Origin of the sequence: Paenibacillus sp. FSL F4-0236 (assembly GCF_038000135.1) — a bacterium.
GTDB lineage: Bacteria > Bacillota > Bacilli > Paenibacillales > Paenibacillaceae > Paenibacillus_AQ.
Window position 1 is genome coordinate 6,812,132 of sequence record NZ_JBBOBK010000001.1, and the last position, 13,511, is coordinate 6,825,642.

At 43.5% G+C, this 13,511-nt stretch carries 17 protein-coding genes; 15 read left to right on the forward strand and 2 right to left on the reverse strand.

Annotation, left to right across the window (positions count from 1 at the left end; translation table 11 throughout):
• The first annotated feature begins 6 nt into the window (after nucleotides 1–6).
• The 11 genes from rpsM (at nucleotide 7) to NSQ29_RS30380 (ending at nucleotide 8,571) form a co-directional block, all read left to right on the forward strand.
• Complete coding sequence (gene rpsM / locus NSQ29_RS30330; RefSeq protein WP_036680583.1) at nucleotides 7–375, forward strand: 30S ribosomal protein S13; 369 nt, start codon at nucleotides 7–9, stop codon at nucleotides 373–375.
• Nucleotides 376–394: 19 nt separating this feature from the next.
• Nucleotides 395–790, forward strand: a complete 396-nt coding sequence (gene rpsK / locus NSQ29_RS30335) for a 30S ribosomal protein S11 (protein WP_019908251.1) — start codon at nucleotides 395–397, stop codon at nucleotides 788–790.
• A 130-nt stretch (nucleotides 791–920) separates the two neighbouring features.
• Complete coding sequence (locus tag NSQ29_RS30340; protein ID WP_036680585.1) at nucleotides 921–1,865, forward strand: DNA-directed RNA polymerase subunit alpha; 945 nt, start codon at nucleotides 921–923, stop codon at nucleotides 1,863–1,865.
• Nucleotides 1,866–1,898: 33 nt separating this feature from the next.
• Nucleotides 1,899–2,264 (forward strand): 50S ribosomal protein L17, encoded by a 366-nt coding sequence (gene rplQ / locus NSQ29_RS30345; RefSeq protein ID WP_019908254.1) that lies wholly within the window; start codon nucleotides 1,899–1,901, stop codon nucleotides 2,262–2,264.
• A 300-nt stretch (nucleotides 2,265–2,564) separates the two neighbouring features.
• Nucleotides 2,565–3,359 (forward strand): tRNA pseudouridine(38-40) synthase TruA, encoded by a 795-nt coding sequence (truA, locus tag NSQ29_RS30350; protein ID WP_042192157.1) that lies wholly within the window; start codon nucleotides 2,565–2,567, stop codon nucleotides 3,357–3,359.
• Between the two features lie 217 nt (nucleotides 3,360–3,576).
• Nucleotides 3,577–4,014 (forward strand): 50S ribosomal protein L13, encoded by a 438-nt coding sequence (gene rplM / locus NSQ29_RS30355; protein WP_036680589.1) that lies wholly within the window; start codon nucleotides 3,577–3,579, stop codon nucleotides 4,012–4,014.
• A 20-nt stretch (nucleotides 4,015–4,034) separates the two neighbouring features.
• Nucleotides 4,035–4,427: a 30S ribosomal protein S9 gene (rpsI, locus tag NSQ29_RS30360; RefSeq protein WP_025706574.1), complete on the forward strand. Its 393-nt coding sequence runs from the start codon at nucleotides 4,035–4,037 to the stop codon at nucleotides 4,425–4,427.
• A 235-nt stretch (nucleotides 4,428–4,662) separates the two neighbouring features.
• Nucleotides 4,663–5,355: a phosphoadenylyl-sulfate reductase gene (locus tag NSQ29_RS30365; protein WP_042192155.1), complete on the forward strand. Its 693-nt coding sequence runs from the start codon at nucleotides 4,663–4,665 to the stop codon at nucleotides 5,353–5,355.
• A gap of 37 nt (nucleotides 5,356–5,392) precedes the next feature.
• A complete protein-coding gene (gene sat, locus NSQ29_RS30370) occupies nucleotides 5,393–6,562 on the forward strand; it encodes a sulfate adenylyltransferase (RefSeq protein ID WP_042192153.1) in 1,170 nt (389 codons plus the stop codon).
• Between the two features lie 78 nt (nucleotides 6,563–6,640).
• Nucleotides 6,641–7,381: an N-acetylmuramoyl-L-alanine amidase CwlD gene (cwlD, locus tag NSQ29_RS30375; protein WP_042192151.1), complete on the forward strand. Its 741-nt coding sequence runs from the start codon at nucleotides 6,641–6,643 to the stop codon at nucleotides 7,379–7,381.
• A gap of 89 nt (nucleotides 7,382–7,470) precedes the next feature.
• The gene (locus NSQ29_RS30380; protein ID WP_076300967.1) at nucleotides 7,471–8,571 is read left to right on the forward strand and encodes an Mrp/NBP35 family ATP-binding protein; all 1,101 of its coding nucleotides are present in this window, start codon (nucleotides 7,471–7,473) and stop codon (nucleotides 8,569–8,571) included.
• Between the two features lie 58 nt (nucleotides 8,572–8,629).
• On the opposite strand, the gene gerD is transcribed toward NSQ29_RS30380, so the two are convergent.
• Nucleotides 8,630–9,307: a spore germination lipoprotein GerD gene (gene gerD / locus NSQ29_RS30385; RefSeq protein WP_341126708.1), complete on the reverse strand. Its 678-nt coding sequence runs from the start codon at nucleotides 9,305–9,307 to the stop codon at nucleotides 8,630–8,632.
• Between the two features lie 129 nt (nucleotides 9,308–9,436).
• Here gerD and NSQ29_RS30390 point away from each other — a divergent pair, with 129 nt between their 5' ends.
• Both NSQ29_RS30390 and NSQ29_RS30395 read left to right on the forward strand, forming a co-directional pair.
• Complete coding sequence (locus tag NSQ29_RS30390; RefSeq protein WP_042132517.1) at nucleotides 9,437–10,027, forward strand: KinB-signaling pathway activation protein; 591 nt, start codon at nucleotides 9,437–9,439, stop codon at nucleotides 10,025–10,027.
• A gap of 280 nt (nucleotides 10,028–10,307) precedes the next feature.
• The gene (locus NSQ29_RS30395; RefSeq protein WP_042192144.1) at nucleotides 10,308–11,129 is read left to right on the forward strand and encodes a PPK2 family polyphosphate kinase; all 822 of its coding nucleotides are present in this window, start codon (nucleotides 10,308–10,310) and stop codon (nucleotides 11,127–11,129) included.
• 50 nt (nucleotides 11,130–11,179) lie between these two features.
• On the opposite strand, the gene pdaB is transcribed toward NSQ29_RS30395, so the two are convergent.
• A complete protein-coding gene (pdaB, locus tag NSQ29_RS30400; RefSeq protein ID WP_042192142.1) occupies nucleotides 11,180–11,983 on the reverse strand; it encodes a polysaccharide deacetylase family sporulation protein PdaB in 804 nt (267 codons plus the stop codon).
• A 108-nt stretch (nucleotides 11,984–12,091) separates the two neighbouring features.
• On the opposite strand from pdaB, the gene NSQ29_RS30405 reads away from it, so the two are divergent.
• Together NSQ29_RS30405 and NSQ29_RS30410 are read left to right on the forward strand one after the other, a co-directional pair.
• Nucleotides 12,092–12,703, forward strand: coding sequence for a stage II sporulation protein M (locus NSQ29_RS30405; protein WP_340973027.1), 612 nt, complete (start codon nucleotides 12,092–12,094; stop codon nucleotides 12,701–12,703).
• 252 nt (nucleotides 12,704–12,955) lie between these two features.
• Complete coding sequence (locus NSQ29_RS30410; protein ID WP_036680631.1) at nucleotides 12,956–13,186, forward strand: hypothetical protein; 231 nt, start codon at nucleotides 12,956–12,958, stop codon at nucleotides 13,184–13,186.
• Nucleotides 13,187–13,511: the final 325 nt, after the last annotated feature.

A 13,511-nucleotide genomic window follows, 5' to 3' on the forward strand; every position in this document is an offset into this window, starting at 1 on the left:
CGTAAAATGGCTCGTATAGCTGGAGTGGATTTGCCACGTGACAAACGCGTTGAGATCGCCTTGACTTATATTTTCGGAATCGGTAAAACGACTTCTCAGAAAATTCTTAATGAAACAGGCATTAGCGCTAATACACGTGTCCGTGATTTGACGGAAGATGAAGTCAGCAAACTGCGTGAAACGATCGACAAAACGGTTAAGGTTGAAGGTGACCTGCGTCGTGAAATTTCCTTGAATATTAAACGTCTTACTGAGATCGGCTGTTACCGCGGTGTTCGTCACCGTCGTGGATTGCCTGTTCGCGGTCAACGTACTAAAACCAATGCCCGTACCCGGAAAGGCCCGCGTCGTACGGTAGCAAACAAGAAGAAATAATAAGGGGGGATAAGAGACAATGGCTAAACCGAAAAAAGTCGTACGTACCAAACGTCGCGACCGTAAAAATATCGAATCCGGCGTGGCACATATTCGTTCCACGTTCAATAACACCATCGTTACCATCACAGATCCTCACGGAAATGCAATTTCCTGGGCAAGCTCCGGCGGCCAAGGATTTAAAGGTTCCCGTAAGTCGACTCCATTCGCAGCGCAAATGGCAGCTGAATCAGCAGCTAAAGCAGCTATGGAGCACGGCATGAAGTCGGTTGAGGTTATGGTTAAAGGACCGGGCGCGGGCCGCGAAGCAGCCATCCGTTCCCTTCAAGCTGCAGGGCTTGAAGTTAACCTTATTAAAGACGTAACTCCGGTTCCTCACAATGGATGCCGTCCGCCGAAACGTCGTCGCGTATAGTGAAATCAGTATTGTAAATGTGGTATAATTCTGACGCATCTGCTAATAATAGGTGTTTAGGCATACTACATGATGCACCTGATGGGGTGACAGTTTCATATAGGAGCGACGTTGAAGGAGGGGTAAACTCGTGATAGAAATCGAAAAGCCGAAGATTGAGACCGTAGAAGCTAATGATGAAGGTACCTATGGGAAATTCGTAGTTGAACCGTTGGAACGTGGGTATGGCACGACTCTGGGGAATTCACTTCGCCGGATATTGCTTTCTTCGCTTCCAGGAGCCGCAGTGACTTCGGTCCAAATTGACGGCGTTCTGCATGAGTTCTCGACCGTTCCAGGCGTAATGGAAGATGTGACGGAGATCATTCTGAACCTTAAAGCCTTGTCCCTGAAGATTCATTCAGACGAGGAAAAAGTGTTTGAGATTGATGCCGAAGGGGAAGGCATCGTTACCGCAGGTGATATCCGTGCGGACAGCGATGTTGAGATCCTCAACCCGGATCTTCACATTGCAACGCTGGGACCTGGTGCGAGACTTCACATGCGTATTTTTGCAGGCCGTGGTCGCGGCTACGTCCAAGCGGACCGGAACAAACGCGACGATCAGCCAATTGGCGTTATCCCGGTTGACTCCATCTACACTCCTATTTCACGCGTTAACTACGGCATAGACAATACACGTGTTGGTCAAGTGACCAACTACGACAAATTGACGCTTGAAATTTGGACAGATGGCAGTATTAGACCGGAAGAGGCTGTAAGCCTCGGAGCCAAAATTTTGAACGAGCACCTCGTATTGTTCGTAGGTCTTACGGACGAAGCGAAAGACGCCGAAATTATGGTTGAAAAAGAAGAAGACAAAAAAGAAAAAGTGCTAGAGATGACAATCGAAGAGCTTGATCTTTCTGTCCGCTCCTACAACTGCCTCAAACGTGCTGGTATTAATACCGTACAAGAGCTTACCACGAAGACTGAAGAAGATATGATGAAGGTGCGTAACCTTGGTCGTAAATCTTTGGAAGAAGTTCAGGAGAAGCTTGAGGAACTTGGTTTGGGACTACGTACAGAAGAATAACTACAGATTGTTACAGTAAAGGAGGGAAAACACATGGCATACCAAAAATTGGGCCGTGATTCCAGTGCGCGTAAAGCGTTATTTCGCGACATGGTAACGGATCTATTTTTATACGAGCGCATCCAAACAACGGAAGCTAAAGCGAAAGAAGTTCGTTCTATCGCTGAAAAGTTGATCACTAAAGCTAAAAAAGGCGATCTTCATGCTCGTCGTCAAGTAGCTGCATTTGTTCGCCGCGAGACTGTTGATGGTGAACAAGATGCAATTCAAAAATTGTTCTCTGACATCGCTCCTCGTTACACAGAGCGTCCAGGTGGATACACTCGTATCCTGAAACTCGGACCTCGTCGTGGGGACGCTGCGCCTATGGTTTATCTTGAATTGGTAGACCGCGCGTAGTATCACAAGTATTGATTTCCGATGCTTCCCTTTCATCCGGCCCTCTTTGGAGTAAAGATGGGGGAAATATCAGCGTTATTGTGCTGCAGAGGCGCAAGACTCTGCTGTACTAATAACCGTGGGAATCACCTTGGTTCAATTGAAGGAGCTCCCGCAGGGGCTCTTTTTTTTGAAGTAATGGAGTGAAGTGTTAATGGATGCCGTCCTTCTAGGGACGGCAAAGCCATTTCTTCCTCTTGAATAAGATCAGACAGTGCTTCGATCGACGTTTCTGCTGAACGGTTTAAAAAGGAGAACGGAATGCGTAATCTATTGATGAAGGTCAATTATGACGGAACAAATTATGATGGCTTTCAGACCCAGCCTCAGGGCAATACGATTCAAGATCGGCTGGAGCAAGCGATACTCCATCTGACAGGTGAGGAGCTTAAGATTACTGCTTCTGGTCGCACAGATGCCGGAGTACACGCCTACGGTCAGCCTTTTAACTTTACGACCTCCTCTCGAATCCCACTTGAACGTTGGTGTCTGGCGCTTAATGCCCGGCTGCCACAAGATATCGTGGTTACTGAGGCTAGGGAAGTACCGCTGACGTTTCACTCTCGTAGAGGAGCTAAGCGTAAAACTTACCGATACACGATTAACGGCAACAGGTTTCCAGACCCGTTTCAACGGCGCTGGCAGCTTCATCATCCGGTGAGGTTGGACATTCCTGCGATGCAGCAAGGCTTAACGCATATTTTAGGGACACATGACTTCACTTCGTTTGCTTCACGGAGGTCTACTAAGGCCTCTCATGTACGAACGATCTTTGAAGCTCATATGGAAGTAGACCGCAGCATGTGCCGACCCTCTTCATTAGATCAGGGAGTGATCCAAACTTATATAACGGGTAGTGGATTTCTTCAGCATATGGTTCGCATTATTATGGGGACTTTGATCCATGTGGGGGAAGGTAAAATAGATGCTGATCATGTTGCTGAGATATTGGCGGCATGTGATCGTTCTGCTGCTGGTCCAACAGCTATGGCCAAGGGGTTGGCTTTGTGGAGTGTAGAATATGACGAGACTGAAAGTGAATCTTTTTTTCTATAAATTTCTTCCTGAATAATAGGCTGAATGTTTAAAAATCACTTGCACTTGTTATGTTTATACTGTAATATAAAAGTTGTGTTTTCTTGATGGCTATCCCACAGCCCCGATCAAGGAAATGCCAAAAAAATGCTTTGCTTAACTCACATAATTGTAATTCAATGAGAAACAAGATATACGAAACAGAAGATTTTCGTACGAGAACAAGGAGGAAACATTCATGCGTACCACCTATATGGCGAAGCCGAACGAAGTTGAACGCAATTGGCACATTATTGATGCCGAAGGCAAGACACTCGGTCGTTTGGCCAGCGAAGCCGCTGCTTTGATCCGTGGCAAACACAAACCGCAATTCACTCCACACGTTGATACAGGAGATTTCGTTATCGTAATCAACGCTGAGAAGATTCACTTGACCGGTAAGAAATTGCAAAACAAGAAATACTACCGTCACTCGATGCACCCAGGTGGCTTGAAAGTTACTAATGCTGAAACTTTGCTGAATACTAAACCAGAACGCGTAATTGAATTCGCTGTTCATGGTATGATTCCTAAGACTCGTCAAGGGGACCACATGAAGCTGAGATTGAAAGTATATGCAGGCGCCGAGCATCCACATGCAGCACAAAAACCTGAAGTTTACGAACTTCGCGGATAAGAATAGAGGAGGACAGTTTCATGGCACAAGTACAATACTATGGGACAGGTCGTCGTAAACATTCGGTAGCACGTGTTCGCCTTGTACCGGGTGAAGGACGCATTGTCATTAACAAACGTGAGATGGACGAATATTTCGGTGTGGAAACACTGAAAATGATCGTAAAACAACCTTTGAACCTGACTGAAACACTAGGCAACTACGATGTAATCGTTCTTGCACATGGTGGCGGCATTTCCGGTCAAGCTGGAGCAATTCGTCACGGTATCTCCCGTGCATTGCTTAAAGTTGACCCTGAATATCGCGGTGCACTTAAGAAAGCCGGCTTCCTGACTCGTGACCCTCGTATGAAGGAACGTAAGAAATACGGCTTGAAGGCTGCACGTCGTGCGCCTCAGTTCTCGAAACGTTAATATTTATCAAGAATTCAACCCTTGGCCTTTACGGTCGAGGGTTTTATTTTTTTTAGCAGCCCCTTTCGAACAAGAAATGGGCTTTTTTTGCATTCATTTACTAATTCTGAGGGTTGAAACTCATTGACTTCCTCAGTAAAAGTTATATACTATTTCATATAGAAATAGTTGGTTTTATTACTTCTTTTACCTCATTTATTCATACGATTAATATTTTGGATGGAGGAATACCTTAATGAACCTGCTCGAGAAAGAAGATTTGATCAGAATAAAGGCCGAAGAATTAGAGAGTGCTTCACCCGAGGATATTATCCGCTGGGCTGTAGAAACATTTCCTAACATTACTTTTGCCTGCAGCTTTGGTGCCGAAGATGTAGTGCTTGTTGATATGCTTCACAAAGTTAGTCCATCTACTGATGTCTTTTATCTCGATACAGATTATCATTTTAAGGAAACCTACGAAACCAGAGATTTGATGGCAGACAAATACGGATTAGAGTTTGTACGAGTGTCTCCGCAACTCACCACGCAGGAGCAAGCACTTCAATACGGTGATGCGTTATGGACGGTTGACCCAAATCAATGCTGTGGTATTCGTAAAGTTGAACCATTGACTCGTATATTATCTCAATATGAGGCATGGATTACTGGAATTCGTCGCGATCAAGCGCCTACCCGTGCAAATGCTAAAAAGGTCGAGTATGATTATAAATTTGGTTTAGTGAAGTTTAATCCTATTGCGGATTGGACGTCAGAAGATGTATGGAACTATATTCGTGAAAATGACGTAATCTATAACCCTCTACATGACCGTAACTATCCAAGTATCGGCTGTGAGCAATGTACACGTCAGGTTATGCCAGGTGAAGATCCGCGTGCTGGCCGTTGGTCTGGATCAGAGAAGACAGAGTGCGGATTGCACAAGTAAGACATATTCCTGTGGGAACATAGAAGGAGAGACTAAGATGACTTCAATACGTCCGCATGGCGGAGCTTTGGTAAACCGTGTAGTAGAGGGTACTGAAAGAGAAGAATTGCTAAATCTCGCACGTGACAGCAAGGCGATTGTCTTGAATACCTGGACTTTATCTGATTTGGATCTTATAGCTGTAGGTGCATTTTCGCCATTAACTGGCTTTTTAAATGAGCAAGACTATCATTCAGTAGTAAAAAGCATGCGTTTAGCAGATGGAACAGTGTGGAGCATTCCAATAACACTGGCTGTAGAAGATGATGTGGCTGCCAGTTTATCAATTGGGGATAAAGTTTCTTTAATCGGTGAAGACGATGGCGAGATTTACGGTTTATTGGATATTGAGAGTATTTATACTGTAGATCAAACGATTGAAGCACAAAATGTCTTCAAGACAACAGATCCTGAACATCCTGGTGTGAGTAAGCTGTTGGCTCGTCCTGCAACTTATGTTGGAGGGCCGATTACAGTCTTGAACCGCCCACAGCCAGAGAAGTTCGGTGAATTTTATTTTGATCCTGCGGATACGCGGAAGATATTTGCTGAAAAGGGCTGGAGAACGGTTGTAGGCTTCCAAACACGCAATCCGGTCCACCGAGCTCACGAGTACATTCAAAAGTGCGCTATGGAGGTTGTAGACGCTCTATTCCTAAATCCACTTGTTGGTGAGACGAAGTCAGATGATGTACCGGCAAATGTACGGATGAAGAGCTATCTGGCGCTTTTGGAGAACTATTATCCTGAGGATCGTACCTTCCTTGGTGTTTTTCCGGCGGCAATGCGTTATGCAGGCCCTAGAGAAGCAATTTTCCATGCAATGGTTCGTAAAAATTACGGCTGTACCCATTTCATCGTCGGTCGTGACCATGCTGGGGTAGGTGATTATTATGGCACTTATGAAGCACAGGAAATTTTCTCGAATTTTAGTGCTGAAGAACTTGATATTACTCCATTATTTTTTGAACATAGCTTCTTCTGTAAAAAATGCGGGAATATGGCATCCAGTAAAACTTGCCCTCATCCTAGCGACGATCACATGACATTGTCGGGTACGAAGGTACGTGCTTTGCTCCGTGATGGCCAATGTCCTCCGCCAGAATTTACACGGCCTGAGGTTGCGCAGATTCTGATTGAAGGTATGACACAAGAAGTTACAGCTTAATCATTAACAGCTAGTACTATTTGACCTTCTTGTCCCATATAGATGAGTATTATCTATCGGGACGAGGGGGTCTTTGTTATGTCTGGCCGAAAGCAGAGTAAAGTCTCGGTCTGGATTTCATGGAGCAGTATCAAAAAAAGTATGCTTGGCGTGATGCTGCTAGCTATAATGATCGGAATTATTGCGTATGACATGCCTACCGCTAAAACACTAAATTATTGGAGTCTGCCCTTGTCAGGAAAAGTTATTGCTCTCGATGCGGGACATGGTGGAGCTGATGGAGGAGCGGTTAGCCGGGAAGGGCTAATTGAGAAAGATATTAATCTCGCGGTATCGCTTTATTTGCGTGATTATCTGCAGCAGGCAGGGGCTATTGTAGTAATGACTCGTGAAGGTGATTATGATTTGGCTCAGGAAGGTACTAAAGGCTATTCTAAGCGTAAGACAGAAGATCTTAAACAAAGAGTAAGAAGTATCGAAGAAAAAGGCGCAGACCTTTTTATAAGCGTTCACATGAACAGTGTCCCTTCCAATCGTTGGAGTGGAGCACAGACCTTTTACTACCCCAATCACAAGGATAATAAAGCTATAGCGGAGTTTGTGCAGAGTGAGCTGAAGACTACGCTGGAGAATACGGATCGTGTGGCTAAGACAGTGAATACTGTTTATCTGTTAAAAGCATTGAAAATACCAGCGGTACTTGTAGAAGTTGGCTTCTTATCACATCCTCAGGAATCTGCTCTACTTGGAAATGATGTCTATCAGCGTAAGGTTGCGACTAGCATTTATCGGGGGATTCTTCGGTACGCCTCAGAGTAGTCAGGACTACTCATGGGGAGACAGGTAATGCTATAATAGACAAAAACTCCGGAGAATTCTCAACCGGAAAGGAAACAGAGGTGCTTCCCATGCTGACTAAGGAACAAATTCAGGAAATACTGCAGCCATTAACAGACTCTGAAACTGGAAAAAGCCTTGTGGAACTACAGCTGATCCGTGACATTATGATTAAAGAAGACCGTATTTCTTTATCTATCATATGTCTGAATCCTGAAGAGCAAAGTCGCATGGATCTAGAACAACAGGTTCGTGAATTGCTTGAAGCGGGTGGGGTTTCTAATGTACATATCCGGCTTCGTGATGCAACCGATTATGAACGTGCTATACTTCGCGGAGAGAGCGTAGAGGATTTCGATGAACCTGGGAAACTTAAAGGACATGCTGCAGGCCTTGATGACCATGAATTAATTAGCGAGAGCTCTGGCGTGAACTTTATCGCTGTGGCCAGCGGCAAAGGTGGAGTTGGTAAGTCAACCGTAACGGTGAATTTGGCCGTAGCCCTTGCAAGAAAAGGGAAAAAAGTTGGTCTTATCGATGCTGATATTTATGGTTTCAGTATTCCCGATATGATGGGGATCGAAGAGGGACCAGTTGTAGAAGAGGGAACGATTATTCCTGTGGAACGTTTTGGAGTGAAGGTCATGTCTATGGGCTTCTTTATTCGTGAGAATAGTCCAGTTATTTGGCGGGGACCTATGCTGGGTAAAATGCTTCGCCAGTTCTTCAATGATGTTGGTTGGGGTGAACTTGATTATATGCTGCTTGATCTTCCCCCAGGTACTGGTGATGTGGCACTTGACGTGCATCAGATGCTACCTCACAGCAAAGAGATTATAGTTACGACACCTCACGCTACCGCAGCGTTTGTGGCGGCTAGAGCGGGCTCTATGGCTCTACAGACAGATCATGAGATTATTGGAGTCATTGAGAATATGGCTTATTATGAGTGCACTGACTGTGGTAAGAAAGATTATATCTTTGGCAGAGGCGGAGGAGCGAGGCTTGCCGAGACGCTTCATACGGAGCTGCTTGCACAAATACCGCTAGGTGCACCGGACAACCATATTTCCGAACCGGATTTCTCACCTTCTGTATACAAAGAAGAGACACCATCAGGACAATTATTTGCAGAAATTGCTGATAAACTTATTGCCAAATATGAGCACTAACTCTTGTGCATAAAAAAGAGGCCTTCCCACACGTATTAGTGGGATAAGGCCTTTTTTTTTAAGAACTTGAATCATCGCCGCTGCCGCCGCCACTGCCACTGCTTTCCTGTTTGTCGCCACCTTCGCTACCCTTTTCTTTTTTCTCTTTTGGTTCAAGTTCTTCTTGTACGACTTTTTTAAGTAAATTCAATACTTCCATGCGAAATAATGGAGTTTGCATGGATTCCTGCATGGTCTTCATGGATTGTTTACGGTAATCAGGTGTTTTAGTGAGATTTAAAAACATTGTCATCATTTCTGGAGACTTCATAATTTCTTCGACTGATTTCTGATAAGTGGGATCCTTAATTAGCTGTAGGTGTAGTTCCTTGCTTTGTGATTGAATGGCTTTAGCAAAATCGCCCGCGAATTTGGGATCAGTCATTATCTTCTCGATTTCCTTCTGATATTCCGGTGCAGTGAGAGTATTTTTAACAGCGAGCTTGATCTCCTCTGTTGTTTGAAGTGGCATCATCTTCATGCTCATTCCACTGGTACCGCTAGAGCTGGAGCTTGATAATGATTCCTCAACCGCTTTTTTACCCTCATCGCTTTTCAATATATCTAAAACCATGGTCTTCGTTTCTTTATAACTGCCTTGTCCGGAAGAAGAACTGCTCTGCTCACTTCCGCAAGCCGTTAAGGCCATAACAAAGCTCAATGCCAAACCCACAGATCCGATAAATCTCCATTTCATTGGCGCTGCCCTCCTTTATAGGATTCTCTAGATGTATTATGCCGAATTAGATCACATTTATGTTGTGGGTGTAATGGTGTTTTGTCGGTATCCTTGGTAAAATAAATCTGACAAGAGGAGGTGAATTGGCTGAGTATAAAAAAATGGTTTCATTTATTTTGGACTACCCTCCTTATAGGAGCGGGTGGGGCTGTAATCGCTGGTCTGGCACTGCAATTCGTAAATGGTAAGATTGATTTCAAAAGTGTCGGGGATTTCTTTTTATACCCGCTGATTCTGCTTGGCTACGGTATGCTTGTAAGCGTTTATTCGCAACTTGGTTTTTTTGCCTATTTGATTTTGAATTATATGGGCAACGGCGTTTTTCCACAAAAGGTTTGGAAATACATACAACTAGTGCTTTCTGTGCTCGCATTGCTTGAACTGATTTTTTTGCGTACCGTCGTTGGTGGGGAAAGAAATGTTATGTCTGATCTAATATTAGGAATCGTTATTTTGCTAGCAGCTATTATTGTGTCTTATTTCAAAGTAAAAAGTACAAACATCTCAGCTTTGATTCCAACCCTCTTTTTTATGACAGCTATTTCAATTGTGGAAGTTATTGGCGTGCTCCGTATAGGTGTTGATAGTGCAACGGTATTTATTGTTGTTCCGCTTATCGCTTGTAATGCATTCCAAATTTTGATGCTACACCGTATTCTGAAGCCGGCAGCCGGATAATGAATGGGGAAGGCACTAAACAAAGAACCCCGTGCTCTGATCTCAGAAGACGGGGTTCTTTGCTCTAACTGTATCTTAACGATTAAAATCTGATTGTAGAGGTTAATCTTAAAGAACGATACGCTCACAAAACTAAGCGTATGCTTTCGAAGTAAGTTTTGTACGAAGCGTCCCGATGATGTATATGTTTTACAAAACATAGTAGATGCTTCCGAAGCGAGTTTTGTACGAAGCTCCTCAATGATGCATATGCTTTACAAAACTTTTAGGAGGGGAATATATGGACATCAAGCGCTATATGATAAAAGACACAAAAGAAATCCGGCTTAACAAGCTGGATCCGGACGACACAGGTGTTTTTAAATCCAAAAAAGAAGTAGAAGCCAAAACAGAAGAGCTTAAAGCACGTTTGGCAGAGCTCCAAGATATTTTGTTTGCTCAGAAAAAGCATTCGCTGCTTGTTATTCTGCAAGGAATGGATTCCAGCGGTAAGGATGGCACGGTTAAGCATATTTTTTCAGGCATTAATCCACAAGGGTTTATAGTGACCAGCTTCAAGAAACCATCTCTAGAGGAAGAGGCTCATGATTTTCTATGGAGGGTTCATCAGAAGACACCTCCTAAGGGATATATCTCTGCATTTAACCGCTCGCATTATGAAGATGTATTGGTACCACGGGTACACGGAGGGTTAAAAAAGGATGACTTGAAGCGTCGCTTTCGTTACATACGGCAGTTCGAAGAAATGCTGGTGGAAGAGGGGACGACAATTATCAAGCTTTTTCTGCATATTTCTAAAGAGAAGCAGCTGAAGAAGATTAAGGAACGGCTTGAAGATCCCAAAAAACATTGGAAATTCGATGCAAGTGATCTCCAGGAGCGGGAGTATTGGGATGATTACCAAGAAGCATATGAAGATGTTTTCAAGGAATCTAGCATAGATAAAGCACCCTGGTACTGGATACCCGCCAATCATCAATGGTACCGCAACTATTTGACCTTATCCATCGTTGTAAAGACACTGGAGAGTCTGGATCTGAGCTATCCGAAGCTGAATACCCCCACACCTGACATATCGGAACTCATTTCTCCACGTCATTAATCCTTTGGACAGATCAACATCCATTACGGCACCAGAGATTGAATATGTTTTTACAGCCCAGCTGCGTCCTCAATGGCATTACTCAGTGAAGCTGAGTCGCGTACTTCTTTACCTTCGGTGTTGCTTTGACTAATCAGCTCAGAGACGGTAACGAATTCATAACCTTGTCTGCGGAGCTCGTCGATAATGAGTGGAAGTGCTTCATGTGTTTGTTTACAGGAATCACTGGCATGTAGAAGGACGATATCACCTGGATGCGCTTTTGTCGTTACACGCTTCACGATATTGTCTACGCCGATGTTCTTCCAGTCCAGGGAGTCTGTATCCCATTGAATGACCTTGTAGCCGAGATCGCTGGCAACCTGAAGGACTCTTTTGTCAAAATCACCATTAGGCATACGAATCAAATTGGGTTCAGTGCCGGTTAATTCGGTAAGTACGGTGTGAGCCGTTGAGATCTGTGTACGAATTTCTTCGTTGCTAAGTGTGCTGTAATTGACGTGTTTATGACCATGACTTCCAATTTCAAAACCTGCATTCTTGATGTTAGTTACAATGTCTGGGTGAGTCTTACTCCATGGAGACGATAGGAAGAAGGTGGCTTTGTCCACTTTCTTGTCTTCAAGTACCTTCAAAATTGGTTCGGGTCTTTTCTCCCCCCAGCTAATATCGAAGGTCAGGGCAATCAGCTTCTTCTCTGTTGGTACACTGTAGATCGCGGAAGGTCCGGATTCAGAAAAAACGGTTATGTTTCCCCTCTCGACATAGACAACTCCAGCAGCAAGAAGCACAGCGGCGAAGATATAGATGAATCGTTTAATCTTTTTGCCGCTGAATACATAAAAAGAATTCATAATGACAGCGCTCCTCTCCCATGCGAAATGCTTGTTTGTTCTAAATGTATGCTCGTACCGCAAGGTTATGACCTAAGAAACAGAGATCACAATTTCAGGAGGGTATTTATGTTGTCGTTCTTCACGTTTATTAAAGATCTAAAAACGATCCGGAAGGCTTTATTGCTATCCTGTCTGCTCTTCGCATTAGGAGCGGTTATAGGGTGGGTAGCTACTAGCAGTCTGGAAAAACTATTGGTTCAGCAATTAGAGGGGCTCAGTGAAATCAGTGGCAACCTTAGAGATTCTTCTAATCCGCAATGGAGCTTCTTTGTATTTATATTTTTGAATAACAGCATCAAGGGTGTTCTTATCATATTTTTAGGAGCGTTGTTCGGTATACTGCCAGCCATATTCTTATTTATTAACGGAGCGGTTATCGGCTATCTGATTCATTTATCAGCACTGCAAGGACAGGATTTATTCGATCTAATAGTAAAAGGACTGCTGCCACATGGGATTATAGAGATTCCAGCAATCATTATTGCTTGTGCATTTGGACTTCAGTTCGGCGGGAAAGTAGTTGCAAGTCTGTTTAGCTCATCCACTAAAAAAGTGAACAGAGGTGTTGAGTGGTCTTCGTTCATGCGTCAAACACTTACGGCATCTATTTGGACAATAATCCTGTTATTTGTTGCAGCCATCATTGAAAGCACAATAACTTTTTCTCTTTTATCATAAAACTTCCGAGAATGGAGCATAACAGTAAAGCTATTCATCCAAGGATTGCCTAAAGGTCAGAAGTATATAATCGTGACGAAACCATAAAGGGAATTTTTAATAATTATGGTTATAAAAAGAGTACTCCGGTTAATCTAGTGTAAGAGGATCTTAAGGCAGCTTTCTCCATGAGATGGACTAACTAATTATGTACAAGGGGTTTTTGGTTTTAGTGAATGTGTTACTTGCAACTTCATGAAGGAGGCCAAGCATATGTTGGGAATGTTGTTCAACGAAAAAGAATGCAAGGAACTGGATTATGTTTTGCGGAAAGAACTTGATGAGATGCTGTTAGATTTGAGCGATCAGCGCTTGGACCAAAATATCAGGCATGCCATCGCCAATAGATATAAGACTGTATTTCGTATGTATGCTCGTTTTGCTCCTCAGAAAGAGCTTTCCAAGTATGCGTGGGGTGGACGTTCTTCTCAGTATAAACACTAAGGATAAGCGGTAAATGCAAGAGTCTTATATGAATTTAAGATTTTTTAATAAAATAGCTTGACTAAAAAGGAGTGCTCGTGATAAATTATATCTCGCGCTCCTTTTGCTTGTGTAAAAGGGAAGCGGAAGGCAAGAAAAGTTGAAAAAAACTTTTTCGAAAAAAAGACTTGCCAAACAACGAAACACTGTGATATATTATAAAGGTCGCCGCTGACAAACAACGACGACGAAATGAGAGACATTGATCTTTGAAAACTGAACAACGAGTGAGTGGGAAATCACGAAAGTGATATCCGAAATTAGAGAATTAATTTTCTCGTCAGAT

Coding starts and splice junctions, on each gene's coding strand:
- rpsM (WP_036680583.1), top strand. CDS start 7: ATGGCTCGTATAGCTGGAGTGGATTTGCCACGTGACAAACGCGTTGAG.
- rpsK (WP_019908251.1), top strand. CDS start 395: ATGGCTAAACCGAAAAAAGTCGTACGTACCAAACGTCGCGACCGTAAA.
- rplQ (WP_019908254.1), top strand. CDS start 1,899: ATGGCATACCAAAAATTGGGCCGTGATTCCAGTGCGCGTAAAGCGTTA.
- truA (WP_042192157.1), top strand. CDS start 2,565: ATGCGTAATCTATTGATGAAGGTCAATTATGACGGAACAAATTATGAT.
- rplM (WP_036680589.1), top strand. CDS start 3,577: ATGCGTACCACCTATATGGCGAAGCCGAACGAAGTTGAACGCAATTGG.
- rpsI (WP_025706574.1), top strand. CDS start 4,035: ATGGCACAAGTACAATACTATGGGACAGGTCGTCGTAAACATTCGGTA.
- NSQ29_RS30365 (WP_042192155.1), top strand. CDS start 4,663: ATGAACCTGCTCGAGAAAGAAGATTTGATCAGAATAAAGGCCGAAGAA.
- sat (WP_042192153.1), top strand. CDS start 5,393: ATGACTTCAATACGTCCGCATGGCGGAGCTTTGGTAAACCGTGTAGTA.
- cwlD (WP_042192151.1), top strand. CDS start 6,641: ATGTCTGGCCGAAAGCAGAGTAAAGTCTCGGTCTGGATTTCATGGAGC.
- NSQ29_RS30380 (WP_076300967.1), top strand. CDS start 7,471: ATGCTGACTAAGGAACAAATTCAGGAAATACTGCAGCCATTAACAGAC.
- gerD (WP_341126708.1), bottom strand. CDS start 9,307: ATGAAATGGAGATTTATCGGATCTGTGGGTTTGGCATTGAGCTTTGTT.
- NSQ29_RS30395 (WP_042192144.1), top strand. CDS start 10,308: ATGGACATCAAGCGCTATATGATAAAAGACACAAAAGAAATCCGGCTT.
- pdaB (WP_042192142.1), bottom strand. CDS start 11,983: ATGAATTCTTTTTATGTATTCAGCGGCAAAAAGATTAAACGATTCATC.
- NSQ29_RS30405 (WP_340973027.1), top strand. CDS start 12,092: ATGTTGTCGTTCTTCACGTTTATTAAAGATCTAAAAACGATCCGGAAG.
- NSQ29_RS30410 (WP_036680631.1), top strand. CDS start 12,956: ATGTTGGGAATGTTGTTCAACGAAAAAGAATGCAAGGAACTGGATTAT.